The organism is Saccharothrix sp. NBAS 001 (assembly GCF_056640475.1).
The window spans coordinates 6,034,045-6,050,227 of record NZ_CM153251.1 but is presented as its reverse complement, the minus strand read 5'-3'; the positions used below and the strand labels follow the sequence as shown (position 1 = coordinate 6,050,227).

The window sequence follows — 16,183 nt, the reverse complement described above, 5'->3', positions numbered from 1 at the left end:
GACCACGTGCGTGCCCGGCGTCACCGGGGCCCGGGAGGTTCACCGCAATGGCCGTGGCACGGGTCGAAACCCGGAGCGGGCCGCGGGCGTCACACCGGTGCGGGTGATCGGGCGGACCGGGAGATGGGGCGGCATGGGGGATCGGCGTCGTGCGCTGTGGGTGGTCGTGTGCCTGGTGCTGCTGCTCTCGGCGTGCTCCAAGAGCGGGATCGAGCGGCCGAGCGCGGCCGAGGAGACCCTCGGGCAGCAGCTCAACGAGTACCACGAGAAGTTGAAGCGGGAGGGTTTTCGCGGTGTCGTGGACATCCGGCGCAACGGGGAGCGCCTGCTGTCCGAGGCGTACGGCCTGGCCGACACCGCCGCGTCGCGCGGGAACACCGTCGACACCCGGTTCCGGGCCGGCGCGGTGACCGAGCAGTTCACCGCTTTCGCCGTGCTGGCGCTGCTGGCCGGCCGCCGGCTGCAGGTGAACGAGCAGGTGTGCCGGCACCTGCCCGCGTGCCCGCCCGCGTGGCGGCCGATCACGGTGGAGCAGTTGCTGCTGCACACCTCGGGCCTGCCGGACTACCTCACCGCGGCCGGCGGGGAGCCGGCCGCGCGGGGGCTGACGCACCTCCGGTTCGTGGAGCAACTCCAGGGCCTGCCGGTCGACCGGGCGCCCGGTGCGTGGCGGTACAGCGCCACGGACTACGTCGTGCTGGGCGCGCTGGTCGAGGTCCTCGCGGGCAAGCCGTACGGGGAGTACCTGAAGACCGCCGTGCTCGACCCGCTGGGCATGACCGCCACCTCGATCGACTGGGAGCAGGTCGACCCGGCCGGGCGTGCCGAGGGCTACGCGGGCGCGGACCCCGTCGCCGACCCCGGCCCGCCGGCCCGGTACGCCGACCGCGCCCTGGTCACCACCGCCGCCGACCTGAGCCGCTGGAACGCGTACCTGATCACCGGCATGCCCCTGTTCGGCCTGACCGAGGCGCGGCTGCGGCTGACCGGCGTGGAGGAAGGCCCGACCGCCGGGACCGTCATGCAGGGCTACGGCGCGGGCATGGTCAACTCCTCGGTGCGGGTCGAGGTCCTCGCGTCGGGCACGCTGCCCGGGTTCGGGGCGTTCAGCGGGATCCGCGAGCATGCCGGGGTGTCGGTGGTCGTGCTGACGAACTCCGCCGACGGGAACGCGGGCGAGGTGGGGCCCAAGCTGCTCTCCATCGCCACTTCGGCCTCCTGACCGCCGTCAGGGGCGCGGCAACGAGGGAAGGGGTCGGGGGATGGCGGATCGGCGTCGCGCGCCGTGGGTGTTCGGGTGCCTGGTGGTGCTGCTGGCGGCGTGCTCCGGCGGCGGGGCCGGGGAACCGCTGCCCGCCGAGGTGAACGTCGGGCAGCGGCTCAACGACTTCCACGAGCGGTCGAAGCGGGACGGCTTCCGCGGTGTCGTGGACGTCCGCCGGTTCGACGAGCGGCTGCTGTCCGAGGCGTACGGTCCGGCCGACGCCGCCTCGGGGCGCGCGAACACGCTCGACACCCGGTTCCGGATCGGCGGGGTGACCGAGCAGTTCACCGCGCTCGCCGTGCTGAACTTCGAGGCGCACGGCCGGTTGAAGACGACCGACCCGGTGTGCCGGTACCTGCCTGCGTGCCCGCCGCAGTGGCAGCCGATCACCGTGGACGACCTGCTGCTGCACCGGTCCGGCCTGCCCGACTACCTCGCCCTGGCACCCGACGAACTGGCGGCGCTCGACGCGCGACGCCCGTCGCACCAGGAGTTCGTGGCGTACCTGCAGGGCAAACCCGTCGAACGGGCACCCGGCACGTGGCGGCACAGCGGCACGGACTACGTCGTGCTGGGCGCGCTGATCGAGGCCATCTCGGCGACCTCGTACGCGCAGCACTTGAAAGGCACCGTCTTCCAGCCGCTGCGGATGCACTCCACCACGATGGTGTGGGACGAGGACGGCCCGGCCGGCCGGGCCGTGGGCTACGTCGCGGGGCGTGCCGCCGACGCCGCGCCGCTGGTCCGCTACGCCGATCGCGGCCTGTCCTCCACCTCGGCGGACCTGCACCTGTGGAACCGGTTCCTGCTCGACGGGGCGTCCGGGCCGATCGCGGTCGCCGGGAGCGAGGTGCGCGGCAGGCTGACCTCGGCGCAGGTCGACACGGCCTCCGCCGAGGTCCGGCAGGGCTACGGCGCGGTGTTCCGCAACCCCGCCGTCCGGCCGGAGGTGCACGCGTCGGGCGGCGTGCCCGGCTTCACCGCCTACAGCGCGATCCTGCCGAACACCAAGGTCTCGGTCGTCGTGCTGGCGAACGCGGAAGACCCCGCGATCGCCACCGTGACGGGCCCCCGGCTGCTCGGCATCCCCACCGGCTGACCGGGGCTCACGGCACGCGGCGGCGGCGGTGGGTCGGGCGCTGGTCGTGCGGCGGGGTCAGGGCGCGGGTCTCCACGCGTTCCAGCACGACCGAGCTGGTCAGGTTGCGGACCTCGGTCCGGGACGCGATCTTGTCCACCAGGAACGCCTGGAGGTGCGTGCTGTCGGCGACCGCGATGTGCACCAGGAAGTCCGCCTGACCGCTGACGTGGAACAGCGAGCGGGTCTCCGGCTGGGCCATCACGTACGCCCGGAACGCGGCCACCACCGGGCGGGTGTGCGGGCGGACGTTGACCGACACCACGGCCTCCAGCGGCAGGCCGGTCAGCCTCGGGTCGACCACCGCGTGGAACCCCGTGATCACACCGAGTTCACGCAGCCGGCGGACCCGTTGCAGGCACGTCGAGGGCGCGAGTCCGACCAGGTCGGCGAGGGTCCGGTTGGGCAGCGTGGCGTCGTTCTGCAACTCCTCCAGAATGCGCCAGTCAACCGAATCGAGTTCGGCTACTTCCGTCACAACCGAACACTGTACTGAAGTCCTGGTGGGGTGCCGAACTTCGACCGGAAGATCCCGCCGTGCACATCGCCTGGACCTCCTTCCTGCTGGCGCTCGTGGTGATCACGATCGTCCCCGGCCCGGACTTCGTCCTGGTCACCGGAAACGCCGTGCGCGGCGTGCGGCTGGGCGCGCTGACCGCGCTGGGCGTGATGACCGGCCTGGTGGTGCACGGCGTCCTGGCGACGGTCGGCCTGTCCGCGCTCGTGGCCGCCGCGCCCGCCGCGCTGTGGGCGGTGAAGGCGGTCGGCGCGGTCTACCTGCTGTACCTGGGCGTGATGACGCTGCGCTCGCGCCGCACGACGATCGCGGTCGCCCCGCCGTCGCAGAAGTCGGTGTTCCTGCGCGGGGTGCTGTGCGACCTGCTCAACCCCAAGGTGATGCTGACGTTCCTGAGCCTGATCCCGCAGGCGATGGACCCCAACGCCCCGCCGCTGCCGCAGGCGGCGCTGCTGTCCGCCGTCACGGTCGGCGTGTTCGCCGCGTTCTGGACGTGCGTGGTGCCGCTGGCGGGCCGGCTGGCCCGGCTGCTGACCCGGCCGAAGGTGCAGCCGGTGTTCGAACGGCTCTGCGGCACCGCGCTGATCGGCATGGCCGCGTCGGTCCTCGCCGCCTGAGCCGACGCCCCGGCACGTGACCGTCGCGTTTCCGCCAGACCCGGGCGGTGGCCGGCTGGTGGGCTGAGCGCGTGCCCACCGTGCCCACCACATCGACGCCCACCACATCGACGCCCACCGCCTCGGCGAACCCCGTCCGCACCCGGTCCTGGCCCGCCGTCGGCGCGGTCACCACCGGGATCTTCTCCGTCGTCACCACGGAAATCCTGCCGATCGGCCTGCTCAACCCGATGGCGGCCGAGTTCGGCGTGTCCACCGGCACGGCCGGGCTGATGATGACCACGCCGGGGCTCGTCGCGGCGGTCGCCGCGCCAGCGGTCACCGCCACCGCCGGCCGGCTGGACCGGCGGGCCGTGCTGTGCGGCCTGACCCTGCTGCTGGCCGTCGCGGACCTCCTCGCCGCGCTCGCCCCCACGTTCTGGGTGGTGATGGTGTCGCGGGTGCTGGTGGGCCTGGTGATCGGCGGGTTCTGGTCGATCGCGGCCGGGCTCGCCGGCCGGCTGGTCGCGTCCGAAAAGGTCCGCACGGCCACCGCCGCGGTGTTCGCGGCGGTGCCGCTGGGATCGGTGCTGGGCGTGCCCGCGGGGACGTTCGTCGGCGGCCTGTGGGGGTGGCGGGCCGCCTTCGCGGCGATGGGCCTGCTGACGCTGGGCGTGTTGGCGGCCTTGGCCGCGTTCCTGCCGCCGCTGCCGGCGCAGCGCGCGACCCGGCTCGGGGTGCTGCGGGACCTGGTGGGGCGCAACGGTGTCCGGACCGGTCTGCTGGTCACCTTCCTGGTCGTCCTCGCGCACTTCGGGACCTACACCTACGTCACGCCGTTCCTGCGCGAGGTCACCGGCGCGAGCCCGGCCTCGATCACCGCGTACCTGCTCGTCTACGGCGCGGCCGGGGTGGTCGGGAACTTCCTGGCGGGCGCGCGGGCGCACCGCTGCGGCACGTTCCCGGCGGCGATCGGCCTGCTGGCGGGCGCCACCCTGCTGCTGCCCGTCGTCGGCGGGTCGGACGTGGGCGCGGTCGTGCTGCTCGTGGTGTGGGGCCTGGCCTACGGCGCGGTGCCGGTGTGCTCGCAGACCTGGTTCGCGCGCGCCGCGCCGGACGCGCCGGAAGCCGCCTCGGTGGTGTTCACCTCGTCGTTCCAGGCCACGTTGTCGCTCGGCGCGCTGGCCGGCGGCGTGGTGGTGGACGCCACGTCGCCGGCCACCGCGATGGTGCTCGGCGGCCTGGTCGCCGCGGCCACGGCGGCTGTGCTGCGGTTGCGGTCGTCCACTCCCGGGTGACGTGTGCTCGCGGGAGTCCGTGATCACCGCGACTGAGGGGCCGCACACACGTGCGCGCCCGCCCGGATTTGGGCAGGCTGTGCAGATGACCACCTCCGAGGCACCCGCGCGGATCGCCGTCACCGGGCTCGCCGTCATGGGCAGCAACCTGGCGCGCAACCTCGCCCGGCACGGCTTCCGCGTAGCCGTCCACAACCGCAGCTCCGCCCGCACCAAGGCGTTGATCGAGGAGCACGGGCACGAAGGCGACTTCGTGCCCGCCGAGACCCTGGAAGAACTCGTCGCGAGCCTCCAGACCCCGCGCCAGATCATCATCATGGTCAAGGCCGGCGCGCCCACCGACGCCGTGATCGACGACCTGGTCCCGCTGCTCGAACCCGGCGACATGGTGATCGACGGGGGCAACGCCCACTACGCCGACACCCGCCGCCGCGAGGCCGCGCTGCGCGACGCGGGCCTGCACTTCGTCGGCACCGGCATCTCCGGCGGCGAGGAGGGCGCGCTCAACGGGCCGTCGATCATGCCCGGCGGGTCCGCCGAGTCCTACGCCCACCTCGGTCCGGTGCTGGAGGCCATCTCGGCCAAGGTGGACGGTGTGCCGTGCTGCGTCCACGTCGGACCGGACGGCGCCGGGCACTTCGTGAAGATGGTGCACAACGGCATCGAGTACGCCGACATGCAGCTCATCGCCGAGGCGTACGACCTGCTGCACCGGGTCGGCGGCCAGAGCCCGGCGCGGATCGCCGAGGTGTTCCGCGGCTGGAACTCCGGCGACCTGGAGTCCTACCTGGTGGAGATCACCGCCGAGGTGCTCGGCCACACCGACCCGGAGACCGGCGCGGCGCTGGTCGACGTGATCGCGGACGAGGCCGAGCAGAAGGGCACCGGCCGCTGGACCGTGCAGGAGGCGCTGGAGCTGGGCGTCCCGGTGACCGGCATCGCCGAGGCGGTGTTCGCCCGCTCGCTGTCCGGCCGGGTCGACCAGCGCACCGCCGTGCGGGCCGCGCTGGGCGCGTCCGAGGTGACCCCGGCGCCGGACGACTCGTTGGTGGAGGACGTGCGGCAGGCGCTGTACGCCTCGAAGGTGGTCGCCTACGCGCAGGGCTTCGACCAGATGCGCGCGGCGAGCGCCGAGTACGGCTGGGACCTCGACCTGGGCGCGATGGCCACGATCTGGCGCGGCGGCTGCATCATCCGGGCCCGGTTCCTGGACCGGATCCGGGAAGCCTACGACAAGGAGGCCGACCTGGCCTCGCTGCTGGTGGACGACTACTTCCGGGACGCCGTGGCCGACGCCGAGGCGGCCTGGCGGCGGGTCGTGGTCAAGGCCGTGACGGCGGGCGTGCCCGTGCCGGGCTTCGTCTCCGCGCTGGCCTACTACGACGGGCTGCGCTCGGAGCGGCTGCCCGCGTCGCTGATCCAGGGCCTGCGGGACTTCTTCGGCGCGCACACCTACCGCCGCACCGACCGACCGGGCAGTTTTCACACCCGCTGGTCGGGTGACCGGTCCCAGGTGGACGCCTGACCCGTCCGGCTCGATCATGGTCGGGTGCGTGATCGATTCCGCCGCAACCCCGTCACGGCGGGCTACCTGCTCGCCGTGGCGGGGCTCGCCCTGCTGGTCCGGTTCGTCTTCGCCGACGGGATGTCGGCGCAGGTCCGGGAGTCGCTGAGCACGAACGCCGACAATCTGGCCGACCACCCGGTGAACGCCCTGCTGGGCAGCGCGTTCGTGCTCGACCCCGGTGACGGCGCGGCGTTCACGGTGGTCGCGCTGGTCGCCGTGGCGCTGTGCCTGGGCGCCTTCGAGCGCGAGGTCGGCCCGTGGCGCGCGGCGGGAGTGGCGCTGGTCGGCCACGTCGGCGCGACCCTGGTGACCGCCGCCGTGACCGCCTCCGGCGCGTACCCCGTCGACCTGACCCACGTCACCGACCTGGGCGTCACCTACGTCGCGTTCGCCGCCGCCGGCGCGGTCACCGCGCTCGCCCCGGTGGTGCTGCGCGGGCCGTGGCTGGCGCTGCTGGTCGCCTGCCCGCTGCTGACCGCCCACTGGTACGGCGCGGTCCCCGAGTTCGGCGCGATCGGCCACGTAGCCGCCGCGTTCATCGGATCGGGTTGCGGTGCGTTCGCCGTTCACCGGGTCTACGCGGCGGCCGGCCGTTGACGTCGTCACCTGGGGTGACGTTCGAGAGAAAGATCAACACGACCGGGTGGAACCGCTGTCAGACTCGCCACATTCCCCTCATCATGGTGGGGACGCGAGCTGTGCGACGCGGGCTGTGCCGACACGTCCCCTGTGCCGACACGGAGGTGCCACCGTGGCGACCCCCTACCACCGCGCCGAGGCCGAGCCGGGACTCGATGCCTTCAGGCCGCGCCCGCCGCTGCCCTTAGCGCACTAGCTCTCCACCCCGCACCCCCCGCTCCACCCCACAACCCGTACCCCGCGCCGCCCGGCGTGGGGGCGATGCCGCCATGGCACGAACAGCGGCCGTGGCGCGGCCACGGCCAGTGAAGGGAACGGCGATGAACCGCCCGCGCTCCAACAAGTCCCACGCCGGCGAGCACACCACGGCCGGCCCTCCGGGCGGCCTGGCCTCGGTGCTGCGCTTCGACCTGCCCGCCTCGATCGTGGTGTTCCTGATCGCCGTCCCGCTGTCGCTGGGCTTCGCCGCGGCGGCCGGCGCGCCGCTGCTGGCCGGGCTCATCTCGGCGGTCGTCGGCGGCGTCGTGGTGGGCGCGCTGGGCGGGGCGCCGCTGCTGATCAGCGGACCCGCCGCCGGCATGGTGCTGATCCTCGGCGGGATCATCGCCCAGTACGGCTGGGCGGCCACCGCGATGATCACCGTCGGGGCCGGCCTGGTGCAGGTGCTGGCGGGGCTGGCCAAGGTCGGCCGGGTCGCGCTGTCGCTGTCGCCGGCGGTCGTGCACGGCCTGCTCGCGGGCATCGGCGTGACCATCGCCGTCGGGCAGCTCGTGGTCGTGCTGGGCGGCCGGCCGGGCGCGACGGTGCTCGCCAACCTGGGGCGGCTGATCGCACCCGTCGACCTGGCCGCGCTGCTGGTCGGGGTGGTCGCGGTGGCCGTGATGCTGCTGTGGCCCAGGGTGCCGCGCTCGTCCTACGTCCCCGCGCCGCTGGCCGCCGTGCTGGTCGCGACGCTGGCGGGCAGCGGGCTGGACGTGGCCCGGGTCGACCTGCCGGCCGGCTCGCTGGGTTCGATCGTGCTGCCGAGGATGCCCGAGGGCACGGTCCTGGGCATCGCGTTCGCCGTGCTGACCGTGGCCGTGGTGACGGCCGTCGAGTCGCTGCTGTCCGCCGTCGCCGTGGACAAGCTGCACGACGGCCCGCGCGCCGACCTCGACCGCGAACTGGTCGCGCAGGGCATCGCCAACACCGTCGCCGGGGCGCTGGGCGGGCTGCCGGTCAACGGCGGCATCGCGCGCGGGTCGACCAACGTCGCCGCCGGGGCGCGCACGCGCGCGTCGGCCGTGCTGCACGGCGTGTGGATCGCGGTGTTCGTGCTGGCGCTGGGCTCACTGCTGGAGCTGATCCCGCTGGCCGCGCTGGCCGGGGTGCTGCTCGTGGTGGGCGTGCGGCTGGTGAGCGCGCGCCGGATGCGGACCCTCTGGCGGCACGGGGAGTTCACCGCCTACGCGGTCACCGCGCTGGGCGTGGTGGCGCTGGGCCTGGTCGAGGGCGTGCTGCTGGGCGTCGCGGCGGCGGCCCTGCGGTCGCTGTGCCGGCTGACGCACTCCACGGTGCTCGTCGTGGAGGAGGCCGAGGGCCTGCGGGTGGTGATCCGGGGCTCGCTGGTGTTCCTCGGCGCGGGCCGGCTGGTGCGCGAGCTGCGGCTGCTCCCGCCGGGCCGGCGGGTGGTGCTGGAGCTGCACATCGACTTCCTGGACCACGGCGCGTTCGAGGCGATCGACGACTGGCGCGCCGGGTACGTCCGGCTGGGCGGCCAGGTCGAGGTGGACGAGGTGCACGACACCTGGTTCTCCAAGGCGACCCGGGGCATCCCGGCGCTGAGCAAGACCCCGCTGTCGCCGCTGCCCCGCTGGTTCGCGCCGTGGTCGCACTGGCAGCGCCGGCGGGCCGTGACGCTGCCCCGGCCGCGCGAGGACGCCGACCCGATGATCCGGGGCATGCACGAGTTCGAGCGCTCGGCCGCGCCGCTGGTCCGGCCGTTCCTGGCGGAGCTGGCGGTGCGCGGCCAGAGCCCGCGCCAGCTGTTCATCACCTGCGCGGACTCGCGGGTGGTGCCGAACCTGATCACCACGAGCGGGCCGGGGGACCTGTTCTGCGTGCGCAACATCGGCAACCTGGTGCCGGTGGACGGCGACGACTCGGTGGGCGCGGCGGTCGAGTACGCGGTGGAGGTGCTCGCCGTGGAGACCATCGCGGTGTGCGGGCACTCGGACTGCGGCGCGATGAAGGCCCTGGTCAACGGGTCGGCGCGGCCCGGGTCGCAGCTGTGGTCGTGGCTGCGCGCGGCCGATTCCAGCCTGATCCGGTTCCACACGCCGGGCGCGCCGGAACTGCCGGTGGTGGAGCGGCTGGCGGTGGCCAACGTCGCCCAGCAGCTGGACAACCTGCTCGCGTACCCGAGCGTGCGCGAGGCGGTGGCGGCCGGGTCGTTGCGGCTGGTGGGGATGTACTTCGACATCTCCGAGGCGCGGGTCTACCTGGTCGACCCGGAGCGCGACGGCCTGGAGCCGGTGCGCGCTTAGTGCGTTGGCCATGAACGTTCGCCGGGTTGGGGACACGCCGGACGCGGTCATGGCTGCGGGCTCGTGGTGATCCATGCCCGGCGGCGCAGTCGCCGCCGCCGGGCATGGGGACATCGACGGCCGAGCCGGTCGGAGCACGCCGATCAACCGCGGACGAGGGCCGTCGAGCGGCCCGGGCCGCCGTCGATCCGCCCGCACCACGGCTCGACCCACACCTCCCGGGCCAACCCCGTCGAAGCCCAGTCCGTTCCCCTGCGCACAGGCGTCATCGCCCACTCGAACCACCCCCACCACGTGGCCCAGGCCAGACGACTCCGACAACACCTCCACCGGCGCAACGCCAACGCACGCCACCAACGCCGGAGCCGACCCCGTGCAGCCCGACCAACCCGACCAACCCAAGGGGTCAACCCACTGGCGGGCGGGGCGCGGGGGCCGCGGCGGAACCGACCCCGTCGGGGGGTGCGGGGTCGGTTCCACCGCGGATGCGGTCGGGCGGCGCTGATGGGGGCTCGATCATCGGGGGGAGGCGCGCCGCCCGGCGCGCGGAGCGGGGGTTGCCCGCTCGTCCTCGGGGTGGCGGCTACACCGCGCTGCGCAGCCGCCTGCGCCCGCCGGGCGACTCCGCCGCCACGGTCAGCGCGAGCTGCGCGCCCAGGTAGGCCCGGCACGGTGCGGGCCGCCGGCGGCTCCAGCGGCTGCTCCGGCAGGTCGGGCACCGGCCGTGCTCGTCCGGGGTGTGTTCGTCCAGCAACGCCTTGAGCGCCGCCACCAGGCGGGGCAGCTCGGCGCGGGCGAGTTCCACCGCGGTCTCGTCGTCGCCGGCGGTGGCCAGGCGGACCAGCGTCGCCAGGTGCTCGTGCAGCGACTTGTCGAGCTGGCTGAAGACCGTGACGGACATCTCCAGCGCTCCTTCCCGAAACCCTCGGCGGTGTGGTCTCCCGGTTGTGCCCCAGCAGCCTGCGACCGTCCACCGGCCGACTGCAAGTTGCAGTACACGAATGGATGACGGCTCTTTGCTCCACCGGCACGCACCCACAGAATCTGTTGCGGACCCCACGAGGAGGTACGTCGATGCCCCGCGGCACCAGCCCGACGCTGCGCAAGCGCCGGCTCGTCGGCGAGCTGCGCCGATTGCGCGAAGCCGCCGCCCTCACCATCGAGGAGGTCGGCGAACGGCTGGAGTGCTCCGCGTCCAAGATCAGCCGGATCGAGACCGGCCGGGTCGGGGTCACCCCGCGCGACGTCCGGGACATGCTCGCCGCGTACGGCGCGGACGAGAAGACCCTCGACGAACTGGTCCAGCTCGCCCGGGAGGCCCGGCGCAAGGCGTGGTGGGACGAGTTCGGCGACCTGGTGCCCAGCCGGTACATCGGGTTCGAGGCCGACGCCGAGTCGGTGCACACCTACCAGGGCCTGATGATCCCCGGCCTGCTCCAGCACGAGGGCTACACCAGGGCGCTGATCGCGAACGTCCTGCCGGACGCGCCGCCCGACGAGGTGGACCGGCGGGTCCGGCTGCGCACCGCCCGGCAGGCGCTGCTGGTCGAGCAGGACCCGCTCACCCTGCACGTGGTGATCGACGAGGCCGCGCTGCGCCGCCGAGTGGGTGGGACCGAGGTCATGCGTGGCCAATTGCAGCGACTTAATGAAGTCGGAAAACTCGACAATGTCACCCTTCAGGTCATTCCATTCACCCATGGCGGTCATGCCGCGATGGACGGTCCGTTCGTTCTCCTGAGCTTTGTCGAAAAGTCCGATGCGGACGTGGTATACCTCGAAAGCGCTCGTGGGGACGTCTACTTGGAACAGCCGCCCGACGTCGCCAGGTATTCCGACCTGTTCGCGCGACTGGCCGCGGCGTCCTTGGACCCGGCTGCTTCGGCGGCGTTCATCGAACTGGTCGCGCGCGAACTTCTCGCCGACGGGGAGTGAACAGCCCATGCCGCAGGAGTGGCGCAAGAGCAGGCGTTCGTCCGCCTCCGGACCGGACTGCGTGGAGATCGCGCTGGTCCGCTCGGGCGCGGTCGTGCGCGATTCGAAGAACCGGTCCGGCGCCGCGCTGGACTTCGGTGCCGCGCAGTGGTCCCGATTCCTCGGATTCGCGAAGAGGGGGCGCGGCGACGAGCGCTGAGCGCGGTACCGCGCCCGGACCCCTCGCGGGTCCGGGCGCCGCGGGGGCGGGTCCGTCAGGGCCCGCCCCCGACTTTTGCCGGGGGTCCGGTACGACCAAGGTCTGACGACCGTGAGACCCCGGTCCGATGCGCGCGGGTCGGACTTTCCGGTCAACTCGTCGCCGGAAGGTGGTGGTGGCGAACCCACCCGTCCGGCAGGGGCCGACGACGGTCCCCGGGCGTGGCGGACCGAGCCCGCGCGGCCGGTCCGTCGGAGCCGCCGGCACCATCCCGCACGATCACCGCGACCACGAACTTCGCTTGGGGGAACACGATGGCGTTGCTGACCGATGCGCTGGAAGGGCTGGCCGGTCTGCCGCAGCCCGCGGTGCTGGCGGTGACCGGCGGCCTGACGCTGGCGGAGTGCACGATCGGCGTGGGCTTCATCGCGCCGGGCGAGAGCGCGCTGCTGCTGGCCGCGACCACGGTCACCAGCGTGCCGAGGTTCCTGGTGATGTGGCTGGTGGTCTCGGTGTGCGCGGTCGCGGGCGACAGCATCGGCTACTTCCTCGGCCGCCGCTTCGGCGACCGGATGCGGGAGAGCAAGGTGGTCCGCAAACTCGGGCAGCAGCACTGGGACAACGCGGGCGACCTGCTGCGCCGGCGCGGCGCGTGGGCGGTGTTCGTGGCCCGGTTCATGCCCGTGGTGCGGACCCTGGTGCCCGCGTCGGCCGGCGCGTCGAAGCTGGAGTACCGGCGGTTCCTGCCCGCCTCGATCGCGGGCGCGGTCTGCTGGTCGGCCCTGCACATCGGGATCGGCTCGGCGGCCGGTGCGTCCGCGAAGTACATCGAATCGGTGTTCAACGGCGCGATGTGGGGCGTGATGGGCGTCGCGGTGGTCGTCGGCGTGGTCGTGTTCCTGCGCCGCCGCAAGAAGAACGCCGCCGTCGCCGCCGCCCCGGCCGAGCCGGTCGAAGAGGTCGTGTAGCCGCTGCCGGGCGCGCCGCACCCCGGGCGCGCACAGCCGAAGGGGCCGTGTTCGGGGGTTCGGGTCCCGAACACGGCCCCTTCGACAGGGGGGAGGGCAAAGGAGAAAGGCCATCCCCTACCGGATGACCTCTCCCCGTGGAGCTGGGGACGAGGGCGGGCCGGCGTTCCGCCGCCGCGGGCTGGATGCCCCTTGCACGCCGGCCTGCCCTCGTCGATCAGGGAGCAGCGGGTGTTCCGCTGTCTGGTCCAACCTCCCCCACCGGGGTTCGCCCTGTGTGGTTGGTCGGACACGCTTAGCGTAAGTACGCGGCTACAGCCCGACTGGAGTCGGACTGAAGTGATCTCGCCGGCGCCGTTGCCGGATCGGGTAGTTTCGGTTGGCCAATGCCCTTCGGCGAAGGATCGGTCGGTGGACTACGACGGCGGGGAGCCCTTGCGGTTCGAGGTGCTCGGCCTTCTCCGGGTGCGGCGCGGCGCCCGGGAGGTCGACCTCGGTGCCGCCAAGCAGCGCGCGGTGCTCGCGGTGCTGCTGCTCGCCCGCAACACCCCGGTCAGCCGGGGCCACATCATCGAGGCGGTGTGGGGTGACGCGACCCCCAGCAGCGCCGTCAACCTGGTGCAGACCTACGTGGCGGGCCTGCGGCGCGCCCTGGAACCCAGCCGGGCCCGCCGCGCGCCCGCCGAACTGCTCACCTCCGTGGGCGACGGCTACCTGCTGCGGCTGGACCCGAACGCGGTCGACCTCGACGCCTTCGAACGGGGCGTGGTCACCGCCGGGCGGCTGCGGGCCACCGGCGACCTGGAGTCCGCCGCCGTCGCGCTGGACGAGGCGCTGGCGCTGTGGCGCGGCGAGCCGCTGGGCGGCGTGGCCGGGTTGTTCGCCGAGGTGGAACGCGGCCGGCTGGCCGAACGCCGGCTCGCCGTGCTGGAGGAGCGGGCCGAGCTGCTGCTGCTGACCGGGCGCGGCGCGGAACTGGTCCAGGCGTTGACCGCGCTGGTCGGCGAGCACCCGTTGCGCGAGCGCGGGCACGGCCTGCTGATGCGCGCGCTGTGCCAGGCGGGCCGGCAGGCCGAGGCGCTGGGCGTCTACCGGGAGGCCCGCCAGGTGCTGATCGAGGAGCTGGGCGTGGAGCCCGGCCCCGAGCTGCGCCGCCTCCAACAGGCCGTGCTGGCCGGGGAGAACCCCGAGCCCGAACGGCCCACCCGGCCGATCGCGATCCCGGTGCCGCCGCCCGAGCCCGCGCTGCCGACCACCCCCGCGCAGCTGCCGCGCGCCCCGGTCGCGCTGATCGGCCGGGACACCGAGGTGAACCGGCTGGACGGGCTGCGCGACTCGGACCCGTCCGGCGGCCTGGTGCTGGTGGTCACCGGCCCGGCGGGCGTCGGCAAGACCGCGCTGGCCCTGCACTGGGCGCACCGGGTGCGCGAGGACTTCACCGACGGCCAGCTCTACGTGGACCTGCACGGCTACGACCCCAACCAGGAGCCGCTGGGCGCGGGCGAGGTGCTCAACCGGTTCCTGCGCACGCTGGGCGTGCCGTCCGCCGACATCCCGGTGACCGTGGAGGAGCGCTCGGCGCTGTTCCGGACGCTGGTCGCGGACCGGCGGATGGTCGTGATGCTGGACAACGCGCGCGGCTCCACCGAGCTGATGCCGCTGCTGCCCGGCTCGCCGTCGTGCGTCGTGGTCACCTCCCGGCGGCGGCTGGTCGGGCTGGTCGCGCACGCCGAGGCGCGGATGGTGGAGCTGGACATGCTCGACACCGACGCGGCCGTCGAGGTGCTGGGCCGGGTCGCCGGGCGCGACGGCAGCGAGGTCGGCGCGATGCGCCGGCTGGCGGTGCTGTGCGACGGGCTGCCGCTGGCGCTGCGGATCGCCGCCGCCCGGCTGGCCGTGTCGCCGTCGTTGCCGGTGGCCGAGCTGGTCGCGGAACTGGACGACGAGCACGGCCGGCTGGCCGCGCTGGGGCTGGAGGACGAGGACTCGACGGTGCGGGCGGCGCTGGACGCCTCGCGGCGCGCGCTGTCGCCGCTGCCCGCGCGGTTGCTGGCGCTGCTGGGGCTGCACCCCGGGGCGGACGTGACGGCGTACGTGGTCGGCGCGATGGCGAAGGTCCGGGTGTCCGAGGCGCAGCGCGCGCTGGACGCGTTGACGGCGGCGAACCTGCTGTCGGTCGGCGAGCCCGGCCGGTACGGGGCGCACGACCTGGTCCGGGTCTACACCCGCACGCTGGCGGGCGAACTCGGCCCGGAGGAGCAGCACGAGGCGACCAGCCGGATGCTGGACTTCTACCTGCACTGCGCGGACCTGGCCGACGGCCTGCTGCCGGTCGGCCGGGGCAGCGTGCGGGTCGCGCCGGAGCTGGTGCCCGAGGAGGTGCCGAAGCTGACCGGCGCGGGCGACGCGACCGCGTGGCTCGACGCCGAGCAGGGCAACCTGATCGCGGCGGCGGAGTTGGCGGGCGAGGGGGTCGAGCGGGCGTGGCTGGTGCACGCGTGGCAGCTGCCGTACACGCTGTCCCGGTTCTTCTGGCTGCGGACCGATCGGGCGACTTGGCTGCGGTCCACGGAACTGGCGATGCGGGCGGCGACGTCGCTGGGCGATCCCGAGGCGCGGTTCGTGACGCTGTTCAACCTCGGCGTGGCGCTGGCCCAGTTCGACCGGTGGGACGAGGCGCTGGTCCGGATGCGCGAGGCGCTGGAGGTGGCGCGGGCCGGCGGGGACGTCAACGCGCAGGCGCGGGCGCTGACCACGGTCGCGGACATGCTCCAGACGCTGGGCCGGATGGAGGAGGCGGAGAAGTTCTACCGCGAGGCGCTGGAGGTCAGCCGGGCCGCCGGGTCGCGCTGGGCGGAGGCGGCGGCGCACCACAACCTGGGGCCGCTGTACCTGGCGATGCGGCGCTACGAGGACGCGAAGACGTGGCTGCGCGCGGCGGTGCGGATCTACCAGGAGGTGGGGGAGCAGTGCGGGGAGTCGACCTGCCACACCGACCTGGCGGCGGTGCTGCTGGAATCCGGTGAGCTGTCCGAGGCGGTGGCTTCGGCGCGCACCGCGTTGTCGGTGGCGTCGGCGGCGATGAGCCCTTACCACCAGGCGTTGGCGCACGACCGGCTGGCGACGGTGTTCGACCGGCAGGGGATGGCCGGCGCGATCGCGCATTGGCAGCGGGCGTTGGCGTTGTTCACCGAGTTGAACTCGCCGGAGGCCGATTCGGTGCGGGCGCGGCTGGCCCGTGCGCGGGCGGCCTCGGTGGTCTGAGGCGTTCCGGGATCGGGTTTCCCGAAACGCGTCGCGGAGAACCCGCGCGATCGCGTCGGCGGAATGGTCGAATCGCGGCCGGCGGAATGCGGGGGAGCGCGCACGGCAACCGGGTGCGGTATCACCGGCATCGCGCGGTTCGGCTCGCACTCGCCGGCCGGGCCTCTCCCGGGTTGTGCGGGCCGGCGCGGTCCTCGGTCGCCGGGGCGGTTCGCGTGGCCGGGTGGTGCGGGTGGGCCGGCCCACCGGGGCGGCGGTGAGGTCCGGTGCGGC

Annotated in this window: 13 protein-coding genes; 11 read left to right on the top strand and 2 right to left on the bottom strand. The window is 73.9% G+C overall.

The window, feature by feature from the left end; genetic code table 11:
* The first annotated feature begins 133 nt into the window (after positions 1-133).
* Both AC0HI0_RS25645 and AC0HI0_RS25640 read left to right on the top strand, forming a co-directional pair.
* Positions 134-1,222, top strand: a complete 1,089-nt coding sequence (locus AC0HI0_RS25645) for a serine hydrolase domain-containing protein (RefSeq protein WP_480926057.1) — start codon at positions 134-136, stop codon at positions 1,220-1,222.
* 40 nt (positions 1,223-1,262) lie between these two features.
* Entirely contained in the window at positions 1,263-2,363 is a 1,101-nt protein-coding gene (locus AC0HI0_RS25640; protein WP_480926056.1) for a serine hydrolase domain-containing protein, read from the top strand.
* 7 nt (positions 2,364-2,370) lie between these two features.
* Here AC0HI0_RS25640 and AC0HI0_RS25635 read toward each other — a convergent pair whose 3' ends face one another.
* Positions 2,371-2,880, bottom strand: a complete 510-nt coding sequence (locus tag AC0HI0_RS25635; RefSeq protein WP_480926055.1) for an Lrp/AsnC family transcriptional regulator — start codon at positions 2,878-2,880, stop codon at positions 2,371-2,373.
* Between the two features lie 59 nt (positions 2,881-2,939).
* Here AC0HI0_RS25635 and AC0HI0_RS25630 point away from each other — a divergent pair, with 59 nt between their 5' ends.
* The 5 genes from AC0HI0_RS25630 to AC0HI0_RS25610 all read left to right on the top strand — a co-directional run bounded on the left by AC0HI0_RS25630 (position 2,940) and on the right by AC0HI0_RS25610 (position 9,544).
* Positions 2,940-3,536, top strand: a complete 597-nt coding sequence (locus tag AC0HI0_RS25630) for a LysE family translocator (RefSeq protein WP_480926054.1) — start codon at positions 2,940-2,942, stop codon at positions 3,534-3,536.
* A 71-nt stretch (positions 3,537-3,607) separates the two neighbouring features.
* Positions 3,608-4,813, top strand: coding sequence for an MFS transporter (locus tag AC0HI0_RS25625; protein ID WP_480926053.1), 1,206 nt, complete (start codon positions 3,608-3,610; stop codon positions 4,811-4,813).
* 85 nt (positions 4,814-4,898) lie between these two features.
* On the top strand, positions 4,899-6,338 hold the full coding sequence (gene gndA, locus AC0HI0_RS25620) for an NADP-dependent phosphogluconate dehydrogenase (RefSeq protein WP_480926052.1): 1,440 nt from the start codon (positions 4,899-4,901) through the stop codon (positions 6,336-6,338).
* Between the two features lie 24 nt (positions 6,339-6,362).
* The gene (locus tag AC0HI0_RS25615; protein ID WP_480926051.1) at positions 6,363-6,977 is read left to right on the top strand and encodes a rhomboid-like protein; all 615 of its coding nucleotides are present in this window, start codon (positions 6,363-6,365) and stop codon (positions 6,975-6,977) included.
* A 362-nt stretch (positions 6,978-7,339) separates the two neighbouring features.
* Entirely contained in the window at positions 7,340-9,544 is a 2,205-nt protein-coding gene (locus AC0HI0_RS25610) for a SulP family inorganic anion transporter (protein WP_480926050.1), read from the top strand.
* A 583-nt stretch (positions 9,545-10,127) separates the two neighbouring features.
* Here AC0HI0_RS25610 and AC0HI0_RS25605 read toward each other — a convergent pair.
* Complete coding sequence (locus AC0HI0_RS25605; protein ID WP_480926049.1) at positions 10,128-10,445, bottom strand: hypothetical protein; 318 nt, start codon at positions 10,443-10,445, stop codon at positions 10,128-10,130.
* 173 nt (positions 10,446-10,618) lie between these two features.
* Here AC0HI0_RS25605 and AC0HI0_RS25600 point away from each other — a divergent pair, with 173 nt between their 5' ends.
* From AC0HI0_RS25600 to AC0HI0_RS25585, 4 genes are all read left to right on the top strand, one after another.
* On the top strand, positions 10,619-11,479 hold the full coding sequence (locus AC0HI0_RS25600) for a helix-turn-helix domain-containing protein (protein ID WP_480926048.1): 861 nt from the start codon (positions 10,619-10,621) through the stop codon (positions 11,477-11,479).
* A 7-nt stretch (positions 11,480-11,486) separates the two neighbouring features.
* Positions 11,487-11,678 carry a DUF397 domain-containing protein gene (locus AC0HI0_RS25595; protein ID WP_480926047.1) on the top strand — a complete coding sequence of 64 codons (192 nt, stop codon included), beginning with the start codon at positions 11,487-11,489 and terminating at the stop codon, positions 11,676-11,678.
* A gap of 314 nt (positions 11,679-11,992) precedes the next feature.
* Positions 11,993-12,646 carry a DedA family protein gene (locus AC0HI0_RS25590; RefSeq protein WP_480926046.1) on the top strand — a complete coding sequence of 218 codons (654 nt, stop codon included), beginning with the start codon at positions 11,993-11,995 and terminating at the stop codon, positions 12,644-12,646.
* A 411-nt stretch (positions 12,647-13,057) separates the two neighbouring features.
* Positions 13,058-15,910, top strand: coding sequence for an AfsR/SARP family transcriptional regulator (locus AC0HI0_RS25585; protein WP_480926045.1), 2,853 nt, complete (start codon positions 13,058-13,060; stop codon positions 15,908-15,910).
* The last annotated feature ends 273 nt before the right edge of the window (positions 15,911-16,183 follow it).